This is a genomic window from Corynebacterium sp. J010B-136 (assembly GCF_002967075.1).
Taxonomy (GTDB): domain Bacteria; phylum Actinomycetota; class Actinomycetes; order Mycobacteriales; family Mycobacteriaceae; genus Corynebacterium.
Genome location: NZ_PUGE01000003.1, coordinates 173,077 through 193,071, shown reverse-complemented (window position 1 = coordinate 193,071; position 19,995 = coordinate 173,077). Strand labels below are relative to the sequence as shown.

The following is a 19,995-nucleotide window of genomic DNA, read 5'->3' as shown; positions in this document are numbered from 1 at the left end:
TTTCTCTCCCGCAAGTCGTTAGCTCACAACTGCCCAACGCATCGAATAAAAGCGGAAGACAACAGCGACTGTACGTAGAAGGATAAATGCCGCAAGGCCTGCCCAGATACCTGCGAGTCCGAAATCTAGTGCATAAGCAATCCAGATACCTGGCAAAAAGCCGATAATTACAGAGCCAACGGTAATCGTGCGCAAGAAAGCGGCATCGCCAGCGCCCAGCAGCACGCCATCGATGGCAAAAAGCACGCCACCAGCGATAATCATGGCAATCATAATCCACCACGGAATAGCCATTGCATTTAGGACGTCCGCATCCGAGGTGAAAATGCGCGGGATAAATCCTGCGCCGAGTGCAAAGACCAACGCCAAAGCAGTGGAGAATATCGTCGAGTAGACAATGATCTTCTGCCCAGCATTGCGTGCCGTATCCACTGACTTCGCGCCCAAGGCAGCGCCGATGAGCGTCTGGGCAGCGATAGCCAAAGAATCTAGAATCAGCGTGAGGAAATTCCATATCTGCAGCATGACCTGGTGTGCTGCCAATGGAGCAGTACCAAAGCGCGCTGCTACCGCCGCGGCCGATAAAAATGCCACCTGCAGGCTCGCGGAACGGATAATCAAATCACGCCCCAGGACCAACTGACGTTTAATAACGCTGGGGCGCAACCGCCACGAGCCGGTATGCTGCTTTTTCAACTCGAGCAAAAATAGCAGTGCAATAATGCCCATGCCCAAAACATTGGCCCAGGCGGAGCCCACAAGCCCCCACCAGTGCACAAATACCGGCACGGCAATGGCACCTGGGATCAAGCCTGCGAGCGTAAAATACAATGGCCGTTTAGTATCTTGTACGCCACGTAACCAGCCATTTCCGGCCATTTCCACGAGGGTGATGGGAATCGATAATGCAGCGACGTGCAGCCACGAGGCAGCCAGACTAGCGGTGTCGGGATTACCCGTCATCCACAAAGCAATCTGTCCGCCAAATAGCCACATGATGCACGCCAGCCCGAAGCCGACGATCAGCGCAACATAAGTCGCCTGCACGCCTTCGGCGATTGCCCCTTGCCTATCCCCTGACCCAAACAGCCGCGAGGACCGCGCGGTAGTGCCATAAGACAAGAAAGTCAGCTGGGTAGTCAGGACCGACTGCACCGCCGCAGCAGCGCCCAAAGCCGCTAACTGGGATGCACCTAGGCGCCCGACCACCGCTGTATCCAGCAAAAGATACAGCGGCATCGCCGCTAATACCCCGAGCGCAGGTAGCGCAAGCCCAAAGACCCGCCGCGCAGATACTTGGGAATCTTTAGAACTGACCAACGATATCCACTAGTTCCGCGATAATGTCTTCTGGTTCTCCCGAGGTGGAGTAACCTGCTGCAGGAACATGTCCCCCGCCACCGAGGCGGCGTGCAACCTGCGAGCAGTTGACGTCATTAGAGCGCAGTGAAACAGCCCAAAAACCTGGCACCTGTTCCTTAAACACCACGCCTAAATCCGTGCCATCTAAAGCGCGCACGAAATCAACCATGGTCTCCACCGCAGAATCCGAATGCCCGGAGATGACATCATAGCGACCAACCAGCACCGCCATGGTGTGCTTGCCGGCCGGAACAATCTGCACATTAGCCAGCACTCGACCCAGCATCTGCAAATCTTCTGCAGTGTTGGAGTCCATCAGATCTACGGCAATCTGCTTAGTATCTAGCCCATACTCCATCAGCTTTCCAGCAAAGCTGTGCATCTGGGGCCGGCCCCAACGGAAACTTCCAGTGTCAGTAACCAGACCTGCATACATTGCATGCGCTATCTCAGAGTTGAGAGTCACACCAAGTTCTTCCAGTACCGGCGCTAGCACCGTCGTCGTTGACTCACACGAGACATCAACCAAGTTGATATTGCCAAAGCCGTGATTAGAGGCATGGTGGTCAATACAGACCACGTTGCCCCGTCGAATGGCCTTGGCCAAATCGCGTGCAAGCAATCCGGTGCGATCCAACGAACCGCAATCCACCGTGACATATAGGTCATAGCCGGTGGGCAAACTCGTTGTTACTTCCACGGTGTCAGTACCTGGAATGGTAAAAAGATTCTCTGAAATGGGCCAATCTTGGCCAATTACACAACGGGTCTTTTTACCTAGCTGCTCAAGCCCCAGGCGCAACGTAGCCATCGAACCTAAAGCATCTGCATCTGGACGGAGATGGGCCACGATGCACACCGAGTCAGCTTTCTGGAGTGCTCCCACCACTTCTGAAATAGAGGACATGGACAGGCTTATTCCCCATCCGTCTTATACGGATTAGCTTCGCCAGCCGGCTTAGCGTTTTCCTTGAGCTTCGCCAGCTCTTCATCACGTGCGCGTGCACGTGCAAGCAATGCTTCCATGTGAGCTGATGCTTCTGGAACAGCATCGAACTCGAAAGCCAAGGTCGGGGTAAAGCGCACCTGCAGCTGATCGCCAACGATCTTGCGCAGCTGACCCTTGGCACGGTTTAGAGCTTCAGCAGCCTGATCCAGATCTGGCTCTGAGTCAATGTCAACGCCGCGCACGGTGTAAAACACGGTTGCGTCATGTAGGTCACCGGTAACACGGGTATCAGTAATGGTGACAAGTTCAAGCCTGCGATCTTTAATTTCGCGCTCGATGGCGGTTGCCACAATAGTTTGAATGCGCTTTGCCATCCGGGCCGCGCGTGCATGATCAGCCATGATATCCGCCTCTACTTTTTCTCAACTAGCTTTGGACAATCCTAGTGTACTTTTTAGGATTCGAAAACACTTGCTTAAGGGCTAAAGAAGCCGGGCACAAGGCCCGGCTTCAATAGCAATCTAATACGAATTGCTACACGATGTAGCTCATACCTTAATTAGGTACGTGGTACTTCAACCTCTTCGTATGCCTGGATGAAGTCGCCAACCTGGATATCTGGGTAGGACAGAACCATACCGCACTCGTAACCAGCGTTGATTTCGTTTGCGTCGTCCTTCTCGTGACGCAGGGACTCAATCTTGGCATCGGAGGTGATGACATTGCCGTCGCGGACAATACGTACCTTGCCGTTGCGCTTGACCTTGCCCTCGGTGACCATACAACCAGCGATGGTACCGATAGCGGAGGACTTGAACAGGGCACGGATCTCTGCCACACCGGTGTCGCGCTCTTCGTAGATTGGCTTGAGCATGCCCTTGAGTGCCTGCTCAACTTCTTCGATTGCACGGTAGATAACGGTGTAGTAGCGAACGTCGACGCCTTCAGCGTTAGCTTCTTCAGTTGCCTTGCCTTCTGCGCGAACGTTGAAGGCAATGATGACAGCATCAGAGGCAGCAGCCAAGGAGACGTTGGTCTGAGTAACTGCACCAACACCACGGTCGATGATGTTGAGCTGTACCTCGTCATCAATCTCAATATCAAGCAGTGCGTCTTCCAGTGCTTCAACAGAACCGGCGTTGTCACCCTTGAGGATGAGGTTGAGCGTCGAAGTTTCCTTAAGTACTGAATCCAGATCCTCAAGGGAAACACGCTTACGGGACTTAGCCTGCAGTGCAGAACGCTTACGTGCATCACGCTGCGCTGCAATCTGACGCGCCACGCGGTCATCTTCAACAACCAAGAGGTTGTCGCCAGCACCAGGAACACCGTTAAGGCCCTGAACCTGGACTGGACGGGATGGACCAGCTTCTACGACGTCCTGACCGAACTCATCGACCATGCGGCGTACGCGACCGAAGGAGTCGCCGACGACGATGGAGTCACCCACGCGCAAAGTACCGCGCTGAACGATAACAGTTGCGACTGGACCACGACCACGGTCGAGGTGAGCTTCGATGGAAACACCCTGTGCGTCCATGTCTGGGTTTGCGGTTAGTTCCAAAGCCGCATCAGCGGTTAGGACTACAGCTTCCAATAGTGCGTCGATGTTGGTGCCAGCCTTCGCCGAGATGTCGACGAACATGGTGTCACCACCATATTCCTCTGGGACCAGACCGTATTCCGTCAGCTGACCACGGATTTTATCCGGTGCAGCTTCTGGCTTATCGATCTTGTTCACAGCAACCACGACTGGGATATCCGCTGCCTTGGCGTGGTTGATTGCCTCGACGGTCTGCGGCATAACGCCGTCGTCTGCAGCAACAACCAGAATTGCCAAGTCAGTGGACTTTGCACCACGGGCGCGCATGGCGGTAAACGCCTCGTGACCTGGGGTATCCAGGAAGGTGATGGTGCGCTCGCCACCGTCGATATCAACCTGGGTCTGGTATGCACCAATCCCCTGGGTAATACCGCCGGCCTCGCCCGCGCCTTCGTTGGTACGACGAATCGTATCCAGAAGGCGGGTCTTACCGTGGTCAACGTGACCCATGACGGTAACAACTGGAGGACGCTTAGCAAGGTCTTCCTCAGTGCCCTCATCATCACCGAACTGCAGGTCAAAGGACTCCAGCAGTTCACGGTCTTCGTCTTCTGGGGAAACAACCTGAACGTCGTAGTTGATTTCAGCGCCCAGCAACTGCAAGGTCTCTTCCGAAACCGAAGCAGTAGCAGTCACCATTTCACCGAGGTTAAACAGTGCCTGTACCAATGCTGCTGGATCTGCACCGATCTTCTCGGCGAAGTCAGCCAAGGATGCGCCACGACGCAGGCGAATTGATTCGCCCTTGCCGTCTGGAAGGCGTACGCCACCAACTACGTTTGGTGCGCGTAGCTCTTCATATTCATTCCTCTTCTGACGCTTCGACTTCTTACCACGACGTGGTGCGCCACCTGGACGACCGAATGCACCAGCGGTGCCACCGCGACGTCCGCCGCGTCCACCTGGACCGCTGCGGAATCCGCCGGGTGCACCAGCGCCGGTACCAGCACCTGGTCCACCCTTGCCTGGACGCCCGCCACGACCGCGACCACCTGCAGCTGCTGCCTTTTGAGGCATTGCTGCTGGGTTCGGGTGCGAAGGCATCATCGCTGGCGATGGACGGCGACCACCGGACTGGCCACCAGACTGTGGCTTGTTTTCACGGTTATCTGGACGCTGGCCATCACGCTTGCCACCCTGTGGCTTTTGACGTGGACCCTTTGCTCCACCTGGGCGAGGAGCAGGACGATCGCCTGAACCGCCACCGGAAGAAAATGGGTTATTAGCCACGCGGCGTGAACCGCCAGGCTTTGGCATAGAGCGTGGAGTTGGGCCGCCCTCAGCACCTGGCTTCGGAGCGCCAGGCTTCGGTGCTGCCGGCTTAGGAGCTGCTGGCTTAGCTGCCTCTGGCTTCGGCGTTGCCGGCTTAGGTGAAGCCGGTTTCGGAGCTGCTGGCTTTGCAGCTACAGGCTTAGCCGGGGTTGGCTTTGCTGCCGCTGGCTTTGCTGCCGCTGGCTTAGCAGCTGCAGGCTTAGGTGCTGCTGGCTTCGGCGCGCCTGGTTTCGGAGCGCCTGGCTTTGCAGCTGGCTTTGCTGGAGCAGCATTAGTTGGGGCCTCGGCGTTATCTTTGCCGATCCCCTGTGCTTCATAGTGTGCACGCATCTTCTTAACCACCGGTGGTTCGATGGTCGATGATGCGGTCTTTACAAACTCGCCTTGCTCTTTCAGCGTGCCGAGTAGTTCTTTACTGGTAATTCCGAGCTGTTTCGCCAGCTCATGAACGCGTAGCTTACCTGCCACTTGTCTCCTCTTAGTTTCCCTAGAGGCGACAAGGCGCCCCTAGGATCAGTTACTGACTTTCATCGCTGATGCTTCATCGTTGTGTGCTCATCAGTGTTCGGTCTTCCTTACAATCTCGAAGGTCTTGGATATGTACTCTCGTACTTGACCTGTATCCACGGGTGCGGACAGCCGGAGTGCGCGAGCAAAAGCCCGACGCTTCTCCGCAAGCTCATATGCAGCTAAATCTGGAGTAATCCAGGCTCCCCTGCCGGGAAGCCGCCTGCCAGGATCGGGGATGATACAACCTTGCGTATCAGCCACCACACGCAATAGCTGCGTATCCGGTAGACGTTGTCGTGTTGCTATGCACATTCGAAGTCGGCTCAAAACCAACTCCTTCCTGCTGCACTTGGGCCGTTGTCAATCCTACTTGAAACATCGCCAAAATTGAACTCACGACATTACAACGATGTGACCCGGGAATTTATTCCACCTTGTCAGCATCCGAGTGGATGTCGATCTTCCATCCAGTCAGACGCGCGGCAAGGCGAGCATTTTGTCCTTCTTTACCAATGGCCAAAGACAATTGGTAATCCGGAACGGTAACGCGTGCCAGCTGAGCTTCCGCGTCGAGCACTTCTACTCGCACGACCTTTGACGGTGCCAAAGCATTGCCGACATACACGCTCGGATCTTCATTGAAATCAATGATGTCGATCTTTTCTCCGCCGAGCGCCTGCATCACATTGGTTACGCGCTGTCCGCGTGGGCCAATGCAGGCACCCTTAGCGTTGAGACCTTTGACCTGGCCTGTCACGGCAACTTTCGAACGGTGACCAGCTTCACGCGCGATGGCAACAATTTCTACTGCCCCATCAAGAACTTCTGGTACTTCCAATTCAAACAGGCCACGGACCAATTCAGGGTGTGTGCGTGACAGAAGAACTTGGACACGCGCGCCTTCTTTTTGCACTCCTACGACATAAGCACGCACGCGGGTGCCGTGACGAAGACGCTCGCCTGGGATTTGCTCAGCAGGGAGCAAGATTCCGTCTTGGGTTTTGCCTTCTTTGATGTCAATTTCGGTACCCAACTGCACAACTACGATGCCACGGGAATTGGCATGTGCGTCCTGATGAACCACGCCAGAGACAACGGTGCCCTGCAGTTCTGCATAGGAATCATATGCGCGGTCTGCTTCTACTTCACGCAGGCGCTTGTAGATAGCGTCGCGGACAGCAGGTGCCGCAACTCGCCCAAAGTTGGTGGGAGTGTCATCAAATTCGGTGATGACTTCGCCGCTTTCATCGATTTCGGTAACGACGACAGAAACTTCGCCGGTATCAGCATCAATATCTACGCGGGCCTTATGGTCTTCCTCGATGTTGCCGTCGCGGTATTCGGTGTAGGCATACAGCAAGCCACCGGCCACTGAAGTCAGCAAATCATTTACTGGAACACCGCGCTCGGTTTCGATTGCACGTAACGCGTCGATATCAATATTCACTTATTCATCCTTTAAACGATTCCAACAATTACTGCTTTGCAAGCAAGCAGTCAGCCTATTTGGCCAGCTTAGTCTTCCGCCGCCAATTCCTTGGCAGCTTCGAAGCTGAGCTCGACGATATCCTGCTCTACGGTGGGAGCAGGTGCGAATTCAATTTCTACCACTGAACCCACAAGGTTTTCCAATCGCTGTACCTGTGCCTTGGCTATATCTTTGGCGCTTGTTACAACAATCACGTTTAGTTCATCTTCGCTTAAAGCGCCGATGCGCAGCTCACCGAGTGATGATTTAATCTTTCGGCCACGGTTGCGTCGAAAGTGTCGCGCAGCAGTCAGCGGAAGGTCTACCCCTGGAGTAGAGATTTCGAGGGTGTAACCGGCACCGAAGTTGAGCTCACCGGATTCTTCTGCGGCATCGAAGGCTTCGCCAATGATGCGCGACATCTGTTCAAGTACATCCGAGGATGGACGATTCTCACCATCGATTCGGATGACTACCTGGGACTTCTTGCCTGCCTTGGTAGTTTTGATCTGTTCCACATCGAGTTGGTGCTCAGCTAAAATCGGGGTGAGGAATTCTTCTAATTTTTGTTCACTTGGGAAAGCCATAACTTCTAGCTTAACGGTGAGCGGGTAAGGTCTTCCACGTGAATCGCCGACTTTCTCTTGTAGCGCTTCTTGCGTGCGTCCCTGTGCTGTCTTCCTGTGCCGTTGTGGATTTCTTTGGCCCACGGCCAGATTCCGCCTTAGTGGAGCTTGCGCAAACCGCGCGCGCTGATGCCGATGACTCCAACTACGGGAAATTGCGCCTGAAGCAATCAGAAGAGCTCTTTGCAGAGGTCAACCGGATCTGCGGTGTGGAAGAAAATGGTGAGGTTCCGCAAACCTGCCACATCGATGAAGAAGATCCGGCTGGACCCAGCACGTCAGCCCAAGCTGCAGTCGCGCAGTTAGTCGAGCTGATGGATAAGGCTCCACAAGAATCCCACCCGCTGCTTGCCCGCCAAGCCGTCCAATTAGCTAGCGGTGACGCACCGCTTCCCGATGCCCCCGGTGAAGATACGCTCGCCCAAGCGACAGAACTTTTAGAGTTTGAATACGCCACGGTTTATGGACTCGATGTTGCCGAGGCCCATGGCGCAGGCGTTGACACGCAAGCGCATGCGGAGCTGATTTTAGAACTGCAAAACCTACTCGGTGAAGATGCCCCCGCATCTTCACCCGCGTATTCCGCAGACTGGCCAGATGATTCTTCAGCAGAACAATTCGCTGAGGAACTAGTGCAATCTAGCCGAAATCACTTCGAAGCCGCCGCGGCCACCGCGAAAGATTCGCAGTGGCGCAACTGGCTCATTCACGCAGCCGCGAAACTATAGTCGCGCGAGCAGCTCTTCCACGATGGAATCTGCTGGTACTTCCAAGGTTTCGCCGCCACGAATGCGCAATTCGATGATGCCGTCTTTGAAAGAACGGCCCAAGATTGCGCAGAATGGCATGCCGAGCAATTCGGCATCCTTGAATTTGACGCCAGGAGAAACCTTCGGACGGTCATCGAAAAGCACCTCGACACCGGCCTTGTCCAGTGCTTCCACCAGCTTATTTCCGGCTTCAATCGCATCCTGGTCCTTGTTCGCAACCGCCACATGCACCTGGTAAGGAGCAACATCGAGCGGCCAATTCAGGCCCTTTTCATCATGGCGCTGCTCAGCGAGTACCGCCATCATGCGCGAGACACCAATGCCGTAAGAACCCATGGTAGGTACAGTACGCTTGCCGTTTTCATCCAGAATCTGCACATCGAAAGCTTCGGTGTACTTACGGCCCAGCTGGAAGATGTGGCCAAGCTCAATGCCGCGCTTCAGAGTCAAAGTGCCCTGTCCTTCTGGAGCTGGGTCGCCCTCATGAATCTCAGAAGCTTCAACAACCTCATCAATCTGGAAATCACGGCCTGCAACCAAACCAACCACGTGGTGGTTCTTATTATCAGCACCGGTGATCCAAGAAGTACCGGAGACCACGCGTGGATCAGCGTAGACCTTAACGCCATTGGCGTTGAGGCCACGCGGGCCAACATAGCCCTTGACCAAGAAGGAATTCTCCTGGAAGTCGGCGTCGGTAGCTAGCTCAAAGGTCGCAGGCTCCAGCGCTGCTTCCAGACGCTTAGGTGCCAATGCGCGGCTGCCCGGAATCAAAACGCCAGCCAGCTCCGGCTCCTCGCCTGGCTGGGTGATCTTGACCATCATGCACTTTAAGGTGTCCTCGGCGGTGACCTCGCGGTCATCGATAGTAATGCCCTCTGCACGCGCCCACTCGACCAAGGTATCGATGGTCTCTGAATCTGGGGTTTCGTAGACCTTTGCCTCAGGCAAGTTGGTGAAGTCAATTTGCGCAGGAACAGGAGTAACCACGGCTTCGACATTCGCTGCGTAATCACCATCGGTGGCACGCACGAAGGTGTCCTCGCCAACCTCCGAGACCGCAAGGAACTCTTCGGAGGCTGAACCACCCATGGCACCCGAAGTCGCGCGGCAAATCGCGTACTCGATACCTAAGCGGTCAAAGATATTTTGATACGCCTTGCGGTGGCGTGCGTAGGACTCTTCGAGGCCTTCATCAGACATATCGAAGGAGTATGAGTCCTTCATGATGAACTCACGGCCGCGCAAGATACCCGCGCGTGGACGCTCTTCGTCACGGTACTTGGTCTGGATTTGGTACAGGGTAACCGGAAAATCCTTGTAGGAGGAGTACAAGTCTTTAACCGTTTGGGCAAACATTTCCTCATGGGTTGGCCCCAGCAGCATGTCCGCGCCCTTGCGGTCTTTCAGGCGGAACAAGTTATCGCCATATTCGGTCCAGCGATCCGTAAGCTCATATGGCTCACGTGGCAAAAGCGCTGGGAATAGCAGCTCTTGGCCGCCGATCGCATTCATTTCTTCGCGCACAACATCTTCAATCTTGCGCAGGGTGCGAAGCCCCAACGGCAACCAGGAATAAACACCGGGTGCGGCACGACGCAGGTAACCTGCGCGAACAAGTAGCTTGTGGCTTGGAACTTCAGCTTCTGCGGGATCTTCCCGCAAAGTACGCAAAAACAGCTCAGAAAGGCGAGTAATCATGATCCTAAAATACACGGCTAATGTAAAAGCATGCTCATTATCCTCCCTCCTAGTGAAACAAAAGCTTTTGGCGGCGACGGGCCAACCTTAAATTTGGCCTCGCTGTCCTTTCCCAGTTTGCAAGAGAATCGGGAAAATATAGTCGATGTACTGCACAATTATGATGTTGACGAAGCAATGAAGGCGTTAAAGATATCGGAAACTCTGCGCCCGGAGGCGGAAGAAAACACAAAGCTTCTCACCGGCCCCACCATGCCGGCACTGTATCGCTACACGGGCGTTTTATACGACGCATTAGATGCCAAAACCCTCTCCGAAAAAGCATGGGATCAGCTGGCAATCGGCTCAGCACTGTTCGGGGTTGTCCGCGCGCGGGACATGATTCCGTTTTATCGGCTATCCGGCGGCACAAAGCTTGACGATGCCACCATGAAGTCACGCTGGGGAAAATCGATCACGCAAGCACTTGAGGCCGAAAATGACTTCATCATCGACCTGCGCTCAGGTACTTATCAAACACTCGGCAAGGTCAAAGACGCGGTAACGGTGCGCGTGGAAAATTCCGAAGGCAAAGTGATCTCACACTTCAATAAGTTTTATAAAGGCCAACTCGCGCGCGAAATCGCCCACAAAGACATCACCAGCATTGATGACATCATGGATACTCCGGGCTTTAAGTTCACCGAAGTCAACGGTAAGCAGCTAACGATGGTTGTCTAGCGCTGCCAAGATCTTATCGCGCAGATCCCACGGGGAAATGGTGTTGATGTAGATATGCGTGCCACCTTCAAACCCCGCGAGCGTGGACACGCGTAGTTTCAGGTTGATTCGCCATGGCATCGCACAGCTGACATCTGCCGGCTGGTGGTGCCATTCTTCGTTGCAGGCAACATTGCTGCCAATCGCTACGTGCGCGGTATGCAAAACATCACTGAGCCCCCGAATTTGCTCTTCACTGTGTTCCCACGGGCGCCCTGGATGCTTCGAATAGACCTCCAGTGTCGGATACCTGTGCCCGAAGCCGGCAAAAAGCACCGCATGCTCATTTTCTTCGATAATCAGGTCATGGCGCCGCGCGACATCAAGACCCTTGTCCTGGAAGATATTCGGGTTTTCTAGCACCAGGGCTTCAAGATTGCGCAGCGCCCGGCCGCGGTCATCAATGGCGACTAGTTGCTTGTGCAAGTGGTCAAAAGATGCCCCGGCAGGTTTGAGCCAATTCTGAAAAGCCACCACATAATTGGCATGCGGGTTTCGCTCATAAAGTTCTCGCATCGAATCGGCGGTAAAGGCGATAAAGCGCGCGTGCTCTTCTTTGGACATCTCTCCGGAAGATTTGGTGTGACTGCGCGCCACAACCACATCATGCCCACCGGAGAAAAATCCGCGGGCTGTGAATGCGAGCTCCTTTCCTTCGAGCCGCCGTTTAGTCTTTGCCTCCACCACTTGCTGGACATGCTGATAGCCAGCAGCATCCCCCAAGTAGGCATCGATAAGCGCATAATCTGCGTCCAGCCCGTAGTTGGCGTGCCAGTAATCAAAGCTGACTATCTCAAATAGATTCGGGATGCGCCGAAAATCCGGGTCCGTGGCATCCAGCTGGGATACAGGCACGTTACGCACGATGGTGGCATTGGAAAGCATGCGTGCTTTCTCCGGCGGAGTATCTAGTTTCCGGTCCCAGCAAAAAGCACACGAGGACGCCTTGGATTCTGGTGCTACTTCGTCGAAAGGGCGATGTGCCCGCCCCGGCACGGTCCAGACCTCAGTGCCTGAAAAGGGATTGATTTGTTTCAAAGTACCGTCAGCCATTTGCGTAAATGGGGAAAATTTTGAGGTCATGAACCTAAATACTAAATCCCTTGCAGTCCCCTGGTGGCAGTGACCTAGACTATGAGGCATGGAGCACGAGTATTTTGAAGTTGATGTTTTTGCCACCACGCCCTTTTCCGGCAATCCTTTGGCGGTAGTCGCGAATGCCGGTGAATTAGACACCGAGCAAATGCAATCCATCGCCGCATGGATTAATTTCTCCGAGACTTCCTTCCTGCTTCCACCTACAGAGTCTTCTGCCGACTATCGCGTCCGCATTTTCACGCCCTTTGAAGAGCTCCCCTTTGCCGGCCATCCCACCCTAGGAAGCGCGCGTGCCTGGCGCTCTTTGGGCATTGAACCGCACAAACATGGTCGCATTGTCCAAGAGTGCGCGCTGGGACTGGTTACTATTCAAGAAGAGGCCATCCGCAACGACGAAGGGGAAAAGCAGAAAATCTTCTCTTTCGCGACACCTGAGCTGCTCAAGTCTGCCCCCCTTTCCGCCGACGAGCTAGCAAGTGCTTGCGATGCGCTCAATATTTCTTCAGATGAAGTTATCGACCACGGCTGGGGTGATAACGGCCCCGGCTGGAAAATCCTGCAGATGCGCGATGCCAACGCCGTGAAGCAGCTAAAGCCAAAAAGCCAGCACCAAGAAAAAGTGGGCGTCGTGGGCACCTATGACGGGCAAGGCCCCGCTTATGAAGTCCGCGCCTTCATGTTCGGCCTCGAAGACCCTGTAACCGGTTCTTTGAATGGATCAGTGGCGCAGTTTATGCGCGAACGCGGACACGTTCCAGACACTTATACGGCCAGCCAAGGTAGCCAGATCGGCCGTGATGGCATCATCCACGTCTTCGATGACGGCAAAGAAATCTGGATCGGCGGCAGCGTACACATCCGCGTCGCCGGGAAGTTAACCTCATGAAATTAGAACACAGCTATGCCGAAGCCTTGCCAGATATGGTCCGCGCGGCCCACGGTGAAGAACAACCGGATCCGCAACTGGTCCTGCTCAATGAACCATTAGCAGAAAGCCTCGGTCTTGACGTCGACTTTCTCAAGTCTGATGAGGGCTTAAAATTCCTGCTTGGCCACTCAGGAACAGCCTACGCGCAAGCCTATTCTGGGCATCAATTCGGCCAGCTCTCCCCTGTCTTAGGTGATGGCCGAGCGCTTTTGCTCGGCGAAATAGGCGGCCACGACATCCACGCCAAAGGAATTGGACGCACGCCATTTTCCCGCCCTGGTTCCGATGGCCGCGGTGCGCTCGGGCCGATGCTGCGCGAATACCTGGTGTCCGAGGCCATGCACGCGCTACGGGTTCCCACCACGCGCGGGTTGGCGGTTATCAGCACGGGCCGCAAAATCCAGCGTGACAGGGTTGTTCCCGGTGCGATTGTCGTGCGTACTGCCGCAAGCCACCTGCGCGTGGGCACCATGCAATACGCGGCGATGACGGATCAGATTAAACCAGTGGCCGATTATGCCATCGCTCGGCATTATCCCGGCGAGGACTATCAAGGCCTCTTCCGCCAGGTCATGCGCGCACAGGCGAATACAGTCGCAAAATGGCAGCGGTTAGGGTTTATCCACGGCGTCATGAATACCGATAACACCACTTTATCGGGTGAGACCATCGATTATGGCCCTTGTGCTTTTATGGAGCAGTTTGATATCAACACCTATTTCTCTTCCATCGATACGCAAGGCCGCTATCGCTACGGCAATCAGCCAAGCATTTTAGGCTGGAACTTGGCACGGCTAGCAGAGACGCTTTTGCCGCTTTTCGATGAAGATCCGAACCACGCCATCGATATCGCCAACTCCACCATGGCCGAATTCACCGACATCATGAACGAAGCTTTAGAAGCAGAAGATGTCCAAGAAGTTGATGGCGATATCACCGTGGAAAACCATAAGCGAAATCCCGACTCCCCCATCACCGTCCCACGCAACAAACCACTGGATAAGGCTCTCAAACAGGCAACTGATGGGGATCTCTCCTACTACTTGGAGCTGCTGGAGGCAGTAAAAAAGCCCCAGGAGTATCACCCGGATTTATCCAACCCGGGCGACCTCGAGGGGTTTTTAACCTTCTGCGGAACTTAGAACTCGGGAGCGTTTTCCAGCTGCAGAGTCTTCTGGGTGATCTCCCAGATTTCTTCGAAGAGCTTCGGGTTCTTGCCCAGCTTCTCGCCGTAGGAAGGAATCATTTCGTACAGCTTGTCGGCCCAGCCGATCATGTGCTCGCCGAAGCAGCGCTCCAAGAGCTCCAGCATGACTGCTGGCGCAATCGATGCACCAGGTGATGCGCCGAGCAGACCAGCGATATTGCCTTCTGGGTTGTTGATCAAGGTGGTGCCGAATTCCAGGGAACCGAAACGAGGAGCAGCTGCAGGCTTGATAACCTGTACGCGCTGACCTGCAATAACAGTCTCCCAATCGGCGCCGTCTGCGTTAGGGACATACTCACGCAGTGCTTCTACGCGGTCATCGAAGTCCTTGAGAACTTCTTGGACTAGGTACTTGGTTAGACCGAACTCTTGTGCCGCAACGCCCAAATAGGACGGGATATTGGAAGGGCGAATGGACTTGAACAGGTCGAGGTAAGAACCCTGCTTCAAGAACTTCGGGCTCCAGCCGCCGTATGGGCCAAAGAGCAAGCTCTTCTCACCGTCGATGACGCGGGTATCCAAGTGCGGAACAGACATTGGTGGCGCACCAACAGCTGCCTTGCCGTATACCTTGGCGTTGTGCTCTTCTACCAAGTCCTTGTTGGTAGAACGCAGCCACAGACCAGAGACTGGGAAGCCAGCGTAGCCAGCAACCTCACGCACGCCAGCCTTGCGCAGCAAGTCAAGCGCGTAGCCACCAGCGCCAACGAAGACGAACTTCGCGTTGACGATCTGGGTGTCACCAGTGTGAACATTCTTGGTATAGACCTTCCAGCCAGCGCCGTCACGCTTGATGGTGGTTACTTCGTTGCCATAGCGAATTTCAGTGCCTGCGGCGCGTGCAGCGGTCAAGAACTGCTTGGTCAAAGCACCGAAGTTGACGTCAGTACCGATATTGGTCCAGGAGATAGCAACCTTGCTGTCTGCCGAACGACCACGGCCCATCAATGGCAGGTGCTCGTTGAAGACCTCGCGGTCATCGGTGAACTCCATACCTGGGAACAGGTGGTTGTCCTTGAGCATGTCGAAGCGACGCTTCAGGTAATCCACCTGGATTTCGCCCTGTGCGAAAGACACGTGTGGGACTGGGTTAATGAATTCGCGTGGGTCTGCCAGGATGCCGTTGTTGACCTGGTGGGTCCAGAACTGGCGTGCCACCTGGAACTGCTCATTGATGGCCATTGCCTTGGAGACATCAATCTTGCCGCCCTTTTCAGGCGTGTAGTTCAACTCGCACAATGCGGAGTGGCCGGTACCAGCATTATTCCACGGGGAAGATGATTCCAGAGCTGGGCCATCAAGACGCTCAAAAATCATCTGCGTCCAACTTGGTTCCAGCTCCCTGAGCATCGCACCCAGGGTCGCGCTCATGACGCCAGCACCAATAAGTGCGACGTCGACGGTATCAACTGCTTGGCCTGCATTCTTTGCGGGGGACACCAGACATTACCTCTTCGTCATCGAATAAAAGTTATAAATTTAAAGTCGCGCACACAGCACGCATCTCTTATAACCATACGCCTAAGGGTGCCTAAAAGTAGATTCAGCCTAGGCAGCACGATGAATTCAGATTCGTTATATTTGTGTTTATGGAACAACTACACAATTGGCGGCCCGATACCTTGGGAGAAGACTTTGAAGCTCTTACACTTCCCATGGGCAAAGATCCAGACGGTTCCGGGGACGTCCAAGCTGTACTGGTTCGCTATCAGCCAGAACCGATAGCCGGCCGTCCGGCGCTATTGTGGGTTCATGGAATGACCGATTATTTCTTCCAAGCACACGTTGCGCAGTATTTCCACCAGCAAGGTTATGCCTTTTACGCAGTCGATCTGCGCAAAAGCGGCCGCGCTCATCAGGACGGCGAACTGTGGCACTATGCCTCCAACTTCGAGTATTACTTTGAAGACTTAGACGCAGCCCTGGGGGTCATCGAAAAGCAGCACCCCAGCGTGGTTCCCCTCGCCCACTCCACTGCTGGGCTCATCGTATCGATGTGGCTGAACCAATCATCCAGTACCAAAATCCCCGCGCTAGTACTCAATAGCCCCTGGTTGGATTTGATGAACTTCAACCACTGGCAAGTGGGCATTCTGCGCCGGGTAGTTAATGTTGTCGGGAAGATTTTCCCCCACCTCGCAGTGCCCGGCGGTGGACTAAAATCCTACGGTCAGTCCATACATGCCGACTGGGACTATGACATGACTTTCAAACCCTTAGGTGGGCACTTGAAATATTTAGGATGGCTGCGCGCTGTACTAAACGGACAACACCTCGTCCACACTGACCGCATCGATGTCGGAGTGCCCACATTGGTGATGACATCCTCACGCTCGCATCTAAACCAGCCTTATACCGCGGAAACGGATACGGCCGATGCGGTGCTGGATGTACAGCAGATTCAACACTGGGCACCGCACCTCGGCAAAGATGTTGACGTGTACACTATTTTGGGAGCGCGGCACGACGTATTCTTATCGCTTCCTCGCGCGCGTGAGGAAGCATTCGACATAACCGCAAAATTCCTGCAACAACACATTTAAAAACTAAGGACAACAATGACGCACTATGACTTGATCATCATCGGAGCCGGTTCGGGCAACTCTATCCCCACACCGGAGCATGACGATATCTCCATCGCCATTATCGAAAAAGGTAAATTCGGCGGCACGTGCATGAATGTTGGCTGCATCCCTACCAAGATGTACGTCTATGCCGCCGATGTCGCTTATCAAACCACGCATTCGCAAAAATTAGGGATCACTGGTGAGGTAACCAACGTCGACTGGGATTCCATCGTTGATCGAGTCTTTACCAACCGCATCGACAAAATCGCCGAGGGCGGCGAGGCTTATCGTCGCGGTGATGAAACTCCGAATATTACTGTCTACGACCAGCATGCAGAATTCATTGGGCCGAAAACCATCAAAACTGGTGATGATGTTATTACTGGCGATGAAATCGTCATTGCGACTGGCTCTCGCCCACACGTTCCTTCTGCGATTGCTAATTCCGGCGCCACCTATCACACCAATGAAACCATCATGCGCCTGCCAAAGCAGCCACGCAGCCTGATTATCGTCGGCGGTGGGTTCATCGCGATGGAATTCGCGCATGTTTTTGATGGCCTGGGCACCGAAGTCACCGTGGTCAACCGCTCCGAAACCTTACTGCGCTTCCTCGATACGGATCTGTCTGCACGCTTTAATAAGCAAGCGCGCGAGCGCTTCAACGTTATTACCCACGTCAATGTCCGCGACTTGGAAGATACCGCCACCGGCGTCAAGGCGACTTTGGACAACGGTGTCGAATTAGAAGCAGATGCAATCTTGGTTGCAACCGGCCGCATTCCCAATGGCGACCAGATGAATTTGGATGCCGCAGGAGTTGAAATGCACGAGGATGGCCGCGTCAAGGTCGATGACTATGGCCGCACCACCGCGCAAGGCATTTGGGCGCTTGGCGATGTTTCCTCACCGCACATGCTCAAGCACGTCGCCAATGCAGAGACCAAGGCAGTTCGTCACAACATGCTAAATCCTGATGATATGGTGCCGATGCCGCATGAGAATGTCCCTGCGGCTGTCTTTACGCACCCACAAATTGCGACCGTTGGCCTTACCGAAGAAGAAGCCCGCGAGCAAAATTTCGACATCACCGTCAAGGTTCAAAATTACGGCGATGTTGCTTATGGCTGGGCTATGGAAGACAACGATGGAATCTGCAAACTTATCGCTGATAAAAAGACCGGAAAACTCCTCGGTGCTCACTACTACGGCCCGCAGGCATCCACGCTTATCCAGCAGATGATTACCGTCATGGCCTTCGACATTGACGTGCGTGACTTCGCTCAAAAGCAATACTGGATTCACCCAGCTTTGCCTGAGGTCACCGAAAACGCTCTCTTGGGCCTCGACTTCAGCTAGAGGCCTACGCCATGTGGTAATTTGACAGGGTTCAGTAATCATTCCCTACGAAAGCCCTGTCAATAATGAAAAAGTTCCTCGGCGTGATTGCCACAACCGTTGCTGCTTTGTCCTTATCTACAACTGCTGCCAACGCTGCCCCTGCAGGCAACGTGGTCATGTTCGGCGATTCCTTCTTCGCCAACCCCACCTATGCACAGGTAGGCGGCGTCCAAGCCGCGCCAGGTTCTAGTGACATCTTCTATCAAGGCCAGCCGGGTTCCCCTTCCCCACAAGGCTGCCCACAGGGTCAATCCAATATTGGCAATGAGCTCAAGAAGTTCGGCCACAACGTCGTCAATATGGCGTGCTCTTCGGCAAAAGCTGGTGGCACCTCCAAGCGCAGCAACATGCAGTCGCAGGTTAGCCACGCGCTAAACCGCAACACGCTCAACGCCAACACTGACAGCGTGCTCATCCAGTTCGGCGCTAACGACGCCCCGAGCCTCATCACTGACAATCCCGTCACCGGGGCCAGCTCTGATGCCATCCTCGGCGAGGACTACTTCAAGGGCATGCGCGACAACATCAGCCGCATTAAGCGCGCTGCACCTAACGCAAAAATCACGGTAGTTTCCTACCCCGCGCTGTCCGCCCCCAACGGCGCGCTGTGCCCAGTTCGTACCCAAGGCTTTGGCCCTGGCTTTAACCTAGATTTCCTCTCGGTTGCACATAACACCGAGAAATTCATCAACAGCAACATGCACCGCGCGGCACGCGCTAATAACGTGAACTTCTACAATCTCAACGCTGCAACGAAGTACAACAACATGTGTGCGAATAACTCCCAGCGCTATGTGGCTGGTCTAGTAGAAACTGGGGTTCCTCACAACCTCAGCACCCACATCACCCACAAGGGCAACCGGGAGATCGCACGGATGCTCAATAACTCTGCGCTTTAATCAGGCAGGGTCAAGATCTCATTACCGTCTTCGGTAATGACGATGGTGTGCTCAAACTGCGCGGTAAATTTGCCGTCGCGGTTTTGCACGGTCCAGTCATCTGGCCAAATATCGTATTCCAAAGAGCCGAGATTCAACATGGGCTCAATAGTCAAGGTCATACCTGGCTCCAGCACATTGCGGTAAGCCGTGGAGTCATAATGCAAGACGACAAGCCCATTGTGGAACGTCGGCCCCACGCCGTGGCCGGTGAAGTCTCGGACCACGTTGTAGCCAAAGCGGTTGGCATAAGACTCAATAACTCGGCCGATGACGTTAATCTCGCGGCCTGGCTTTGCCACCTTAATGCCGCGCATCATCGCTTCCTTGGTTCGCTCCACCAGCAAGCGGTGCTCTTCTGAAACGTCGCCCGCCAAGAAGGTTGCGTTGGTATCGCCGTGCACGCCATTTTTGTACGCCGTGACGTCAATGTTGACGATATCGCCTTGTTGAATAACGGTGCTATCCGGGATGCCGTGGCAAATAATCTCGTTCAAAGACACACAGCTGGACTTAGTAAAGCCCAGGTATCCCAGCGTCGAAGGATAGGCGCCATGGTCACACATGTACTCGTGTGCCACGCGGTCTACTTCATCGGTAGTCACGCCAGGTGCAACTACTGCACCTGCTTCCTTCAGAGCATTCGCTGCAATCTTGGAAGCCTCACGCATTGCTTCAATAGTTTCTGGGGTTTGCACAAAAGGCTCACCCATCGCTTCTTGCACAGTGTCTTTCCAGACATATTCTGGACGTTCAATATGGTCAGGAACCTTGCGGACAGGAGTTGGCTTTCCAGGCTTTAGTTTTTCACGAGTACTCATGCCCTACATCGTAGT

The 19,995-nt window shown here is 54.4% G+C and carries 18 protein-coding genes; 7 read left to right on the top strand and 11 right to left on the bottom strand.

The genetic code is table 11. The features are described 5' to 3' along the window. Window positions 1-18: 18 nt before the first annotated feature. The 7 genes from C5Y44_RS06625 to rimP all read right to left on the bottom strand — a co-directional run bounded on the left by C5Y44_RS06625 (window position 19) and on the right by rimP (window position 7,751). The gene (locus C5Y44_RS06625; protein ID WP_105324218.1) at window positions 19-1,320 is read right to left on the bottom strand and encodes an MATE family efflux transporter; all 1,302 of its coding nucleotides are present in this window, start codon (window positions 1,318-1,320) and stop codon (window positions 19-21) included. Then, window positions 1,307-2,269, bottom strand: coding sequence for a bifunctional oligoribonuclease/PAP phosphatase NrnA (locus C5Y44_RS06620; protein WP_105324217.1), 963 nt, complete (start codon window positions 2,267-2,269; stop codon window positions 1,307-1,309). The genes C5Y44_RS06625 and C5Y44_RS06620 overlap by 14 nt, the downstream gene beginning before the upstream one ends. Window positions 2,270-2,277: 8 nt before the next feature. Beyond that, window positions 2,278-2,712, bottom strand: coding sequence for a 30S ribosome-binding factor RbfA (gene rbfA, locus C5Y44_RS06615; protein WP_066793406.1), 435 nt, complete (start codon window positions 2,710-2,712; stop codon window positions 2,278-2,280). Window positions 2,713-2,870: 158 nt separating this feature from the next. Further along, on the bottom strand, window positions 2,871-5,654 hold the full coding sequence (gene infB / locus C5Y44_RS06610) for a translation initiation factor IF-2 (protein ID WP_105324216.1): 2,784 nt from the start codon (window positions 5,652-5,654) through the stop codon (window positions 2,871-2,873). A gap of 90 nt (window positions 5,655-5,744) precedes the next feature. Then, entirely contained in the window at window positions 5,745-6,008 is a 264-nt protein-coding gene (locus C5Y44_RS06605; RefSeq protein WP_088859209.1) for a YlxR family protein, read from the bottom strand. 112 nt (window positions 6,009-6,120) lie between these two features. Then, window positions 6,121-7,143, bottom strand: a complete 1,023-nt coding sequence (gene nusA, locus C5Y44_RS06600; protein WP_105324215.1) for a transcription termination factor NusA — start codon at window positions 7,141-7,143, stop codon at window positions 6,121-6,123. 68 nt (window positions 7,144-7,211) lie between these two features. Beyond that, entirely contained in the window at window positions 7,212-7,751 is a 540-nt protein-coding gene (rimP, locus tag C5Y44_RS06595; protein WP_105324214.1) for a ribosome maturation factor RimP, read from the bottom strand. Between the two features lie 38 nt (window positions 7,752-7,789). Between rimP and C5Y44_RS06590 the strand changes: the two genes are divergently transcribed. Next, window positions 7,790-8,518: a hypothetical protein gene (locus C5Y44_RS06590; RefSeq protein WP_233189874.1), complete on the top strand. Its 729-nt coding sequence runs from the start codon at window positions 7,790-7,792 to the stop codon at window positions 8,516-8,518. Here the strand turns inward: C5Y44_RS06590 and C5Y44_RS06585 are convergent. Beyond that, window positions 8,513-10,261: a proline--tRNA ligase gene (locus tag C5Y44_RS06585; RefSeq protein WP_105324213.1), complete on the bottom strand. Its 1,749-nt coding sequence runs from the start codon at window positions 10,259-10,261 to the stop codon at window positions 8,513-8,515. The genes C5Y44_RS06590 and C5Y44_RS06585 overlap by 6 nt on opposite strands. A 30-nt stretch (window positions 10,262-10,291) precedes the next feature. Between C5Y44_RS06585 and C5Y44_RS06580 the strand changes: the two genes are divergently transcribed. Further along, window positions 10,292-10,981, top strand: a complete 690-nt coding sequence (locus tag C5Y44_RS06580) for a YaaA family protein (protein ID WP_105324212.1) — start codon at window positions 10,292-10,294, stop codon at window positions 10,979-10,981. On the opposite strand, the gene C5Y44_RS06575 is transcribed toward C5Y44_RS06580, so the two are convergent. Further along, on the bottom strand, window positions 10,964-12,103 hold the full coding sequence (locus C5Y44_RS06575; protein WP_233189873.1) for a DUF4921 family protein: 1,140 nt from the start codon (window positions 12,101-12,103) through the stop codon (window positions 10,964-10,966). The genes C5Y44_RS06580 and C5Y44_RS06575 overlap by 18 nt on opposite strands. Before the next feature lie 58 nt (window positions 12,104-12,161). Between C5Y44_RS06575 and C5Y44_RS06570 the strand changes: the two genes are divergently transcribed. Continuing rightward, window positions 12,162-13,004 carry a PhzF family phenazine biosynthesis protein gene (locus C5Y44_RS06570; RefSeq protein ID WP_105324211.1) on the top strand — a complete coding sequence of 281 codons (843 nt, stop codon included), beginning with the start codon at window positions 12,162-12,164 and terminating at the stop codon, window positions 13,002-13,004. After that, window positions 13,001-14,188 carry a protein adenylyltransferase SelO family protein gene (locus C5Y44_RS06565; RefSeq protein WP_105324210.1) on the top strand — a complete coding sequence of 396 codons (1,188 nt, stop codon included), beginning with the start codon at window positions 13,001-13,003 and terminating at the stop codon, window positions 14,186-14,188. The genes C5Y44_RS06570 and C5Y44_RS06565 overlap by 4 nt, the downstream gene beginning before the upstream one ends. On the opposite strand, the gene mqo is transcribed toward C5Y44_RS06565, so the two are convergent. After that, window positions 14,185-15,693 carry a malate dehydrogenase (quinone) gene (gene mqo, locus C5Y44_RS06560; RefSeq protein WP_066840955.1) on the bottom strand — a complete coding sequence of 503 codons (1,509 nt, stop codon included), beginning with the start codon at window positions 15,691-15,693 and terminating at the stop codon, window positions 14,185-14,187. The genes C5Y44_RS06565 and mqo overlap by 4 nt on opposite strands. Before the next feature lie 149 nt (window positions 15,694-15,842). Between mqo and C5Y44_RS06555 the strand changes: the two genes are divergently transcribed. The 3 genes from C5Y44_RS06555 (at window position 15,843) to C5Y44_RS06545 (ending at window position 19,120) form a co-directional block, all read left to right on the top strand. Next, a complete protein-coding gene (locus C5Y44_RS06555) occupies window positions 15,843-16,796 on the top strand; it encodes an alpha/beta hydrolase (RefSeq protein WP_105324209.1) in 954 nt (317 codons plus the stop codon). 15 nt (window positions 16,797-16,811) lie between these two features. After that, on the top strand, window positions 16,812-18,179 hold the full coding sequence (mtr, locus tag C5Y44_RS06550; RefSeq protein ID WP_105324208.1) for a mycothione reductase: 1,368 nt from the start codon (window positions 16,812-16,814) through the stop codon (window positions 18,177-18,179). A 65-nt stretch (window positions 18,180-18,244) separates the two neighbouring features. Beyond that, window positions 18,245-19,120, top strand: coding sequence for a GDSL-type esterase/lipase family protein (locus C5Y44_RS06545; RefSeq protein ID WP_105324207.1), 876 nt, complete (start codon window positions 18,245-18,247; stop codon window positions 19,118-19,120). Here C5Y44_RS06545 and map read toward each other — a convergent pair. After that, window positions 19,117-19,980, bottom strand: a complete 864-nt coding sequence (gene map, locus C5Y44_RS06540; RefSeq protein ID WP_105324206.1) for a type I methionyl aminopeptidase — start codon at window positions 19,978-19,980, stop codon at window positions 19,117-19,119. The two genes, C5Y44_RS06545 and map, sit on opposite strands and share 4 nt — an antisense overlap. Between the last annotated feature and the right edge of the window lie 15 nt (window positions 19,981-19,995).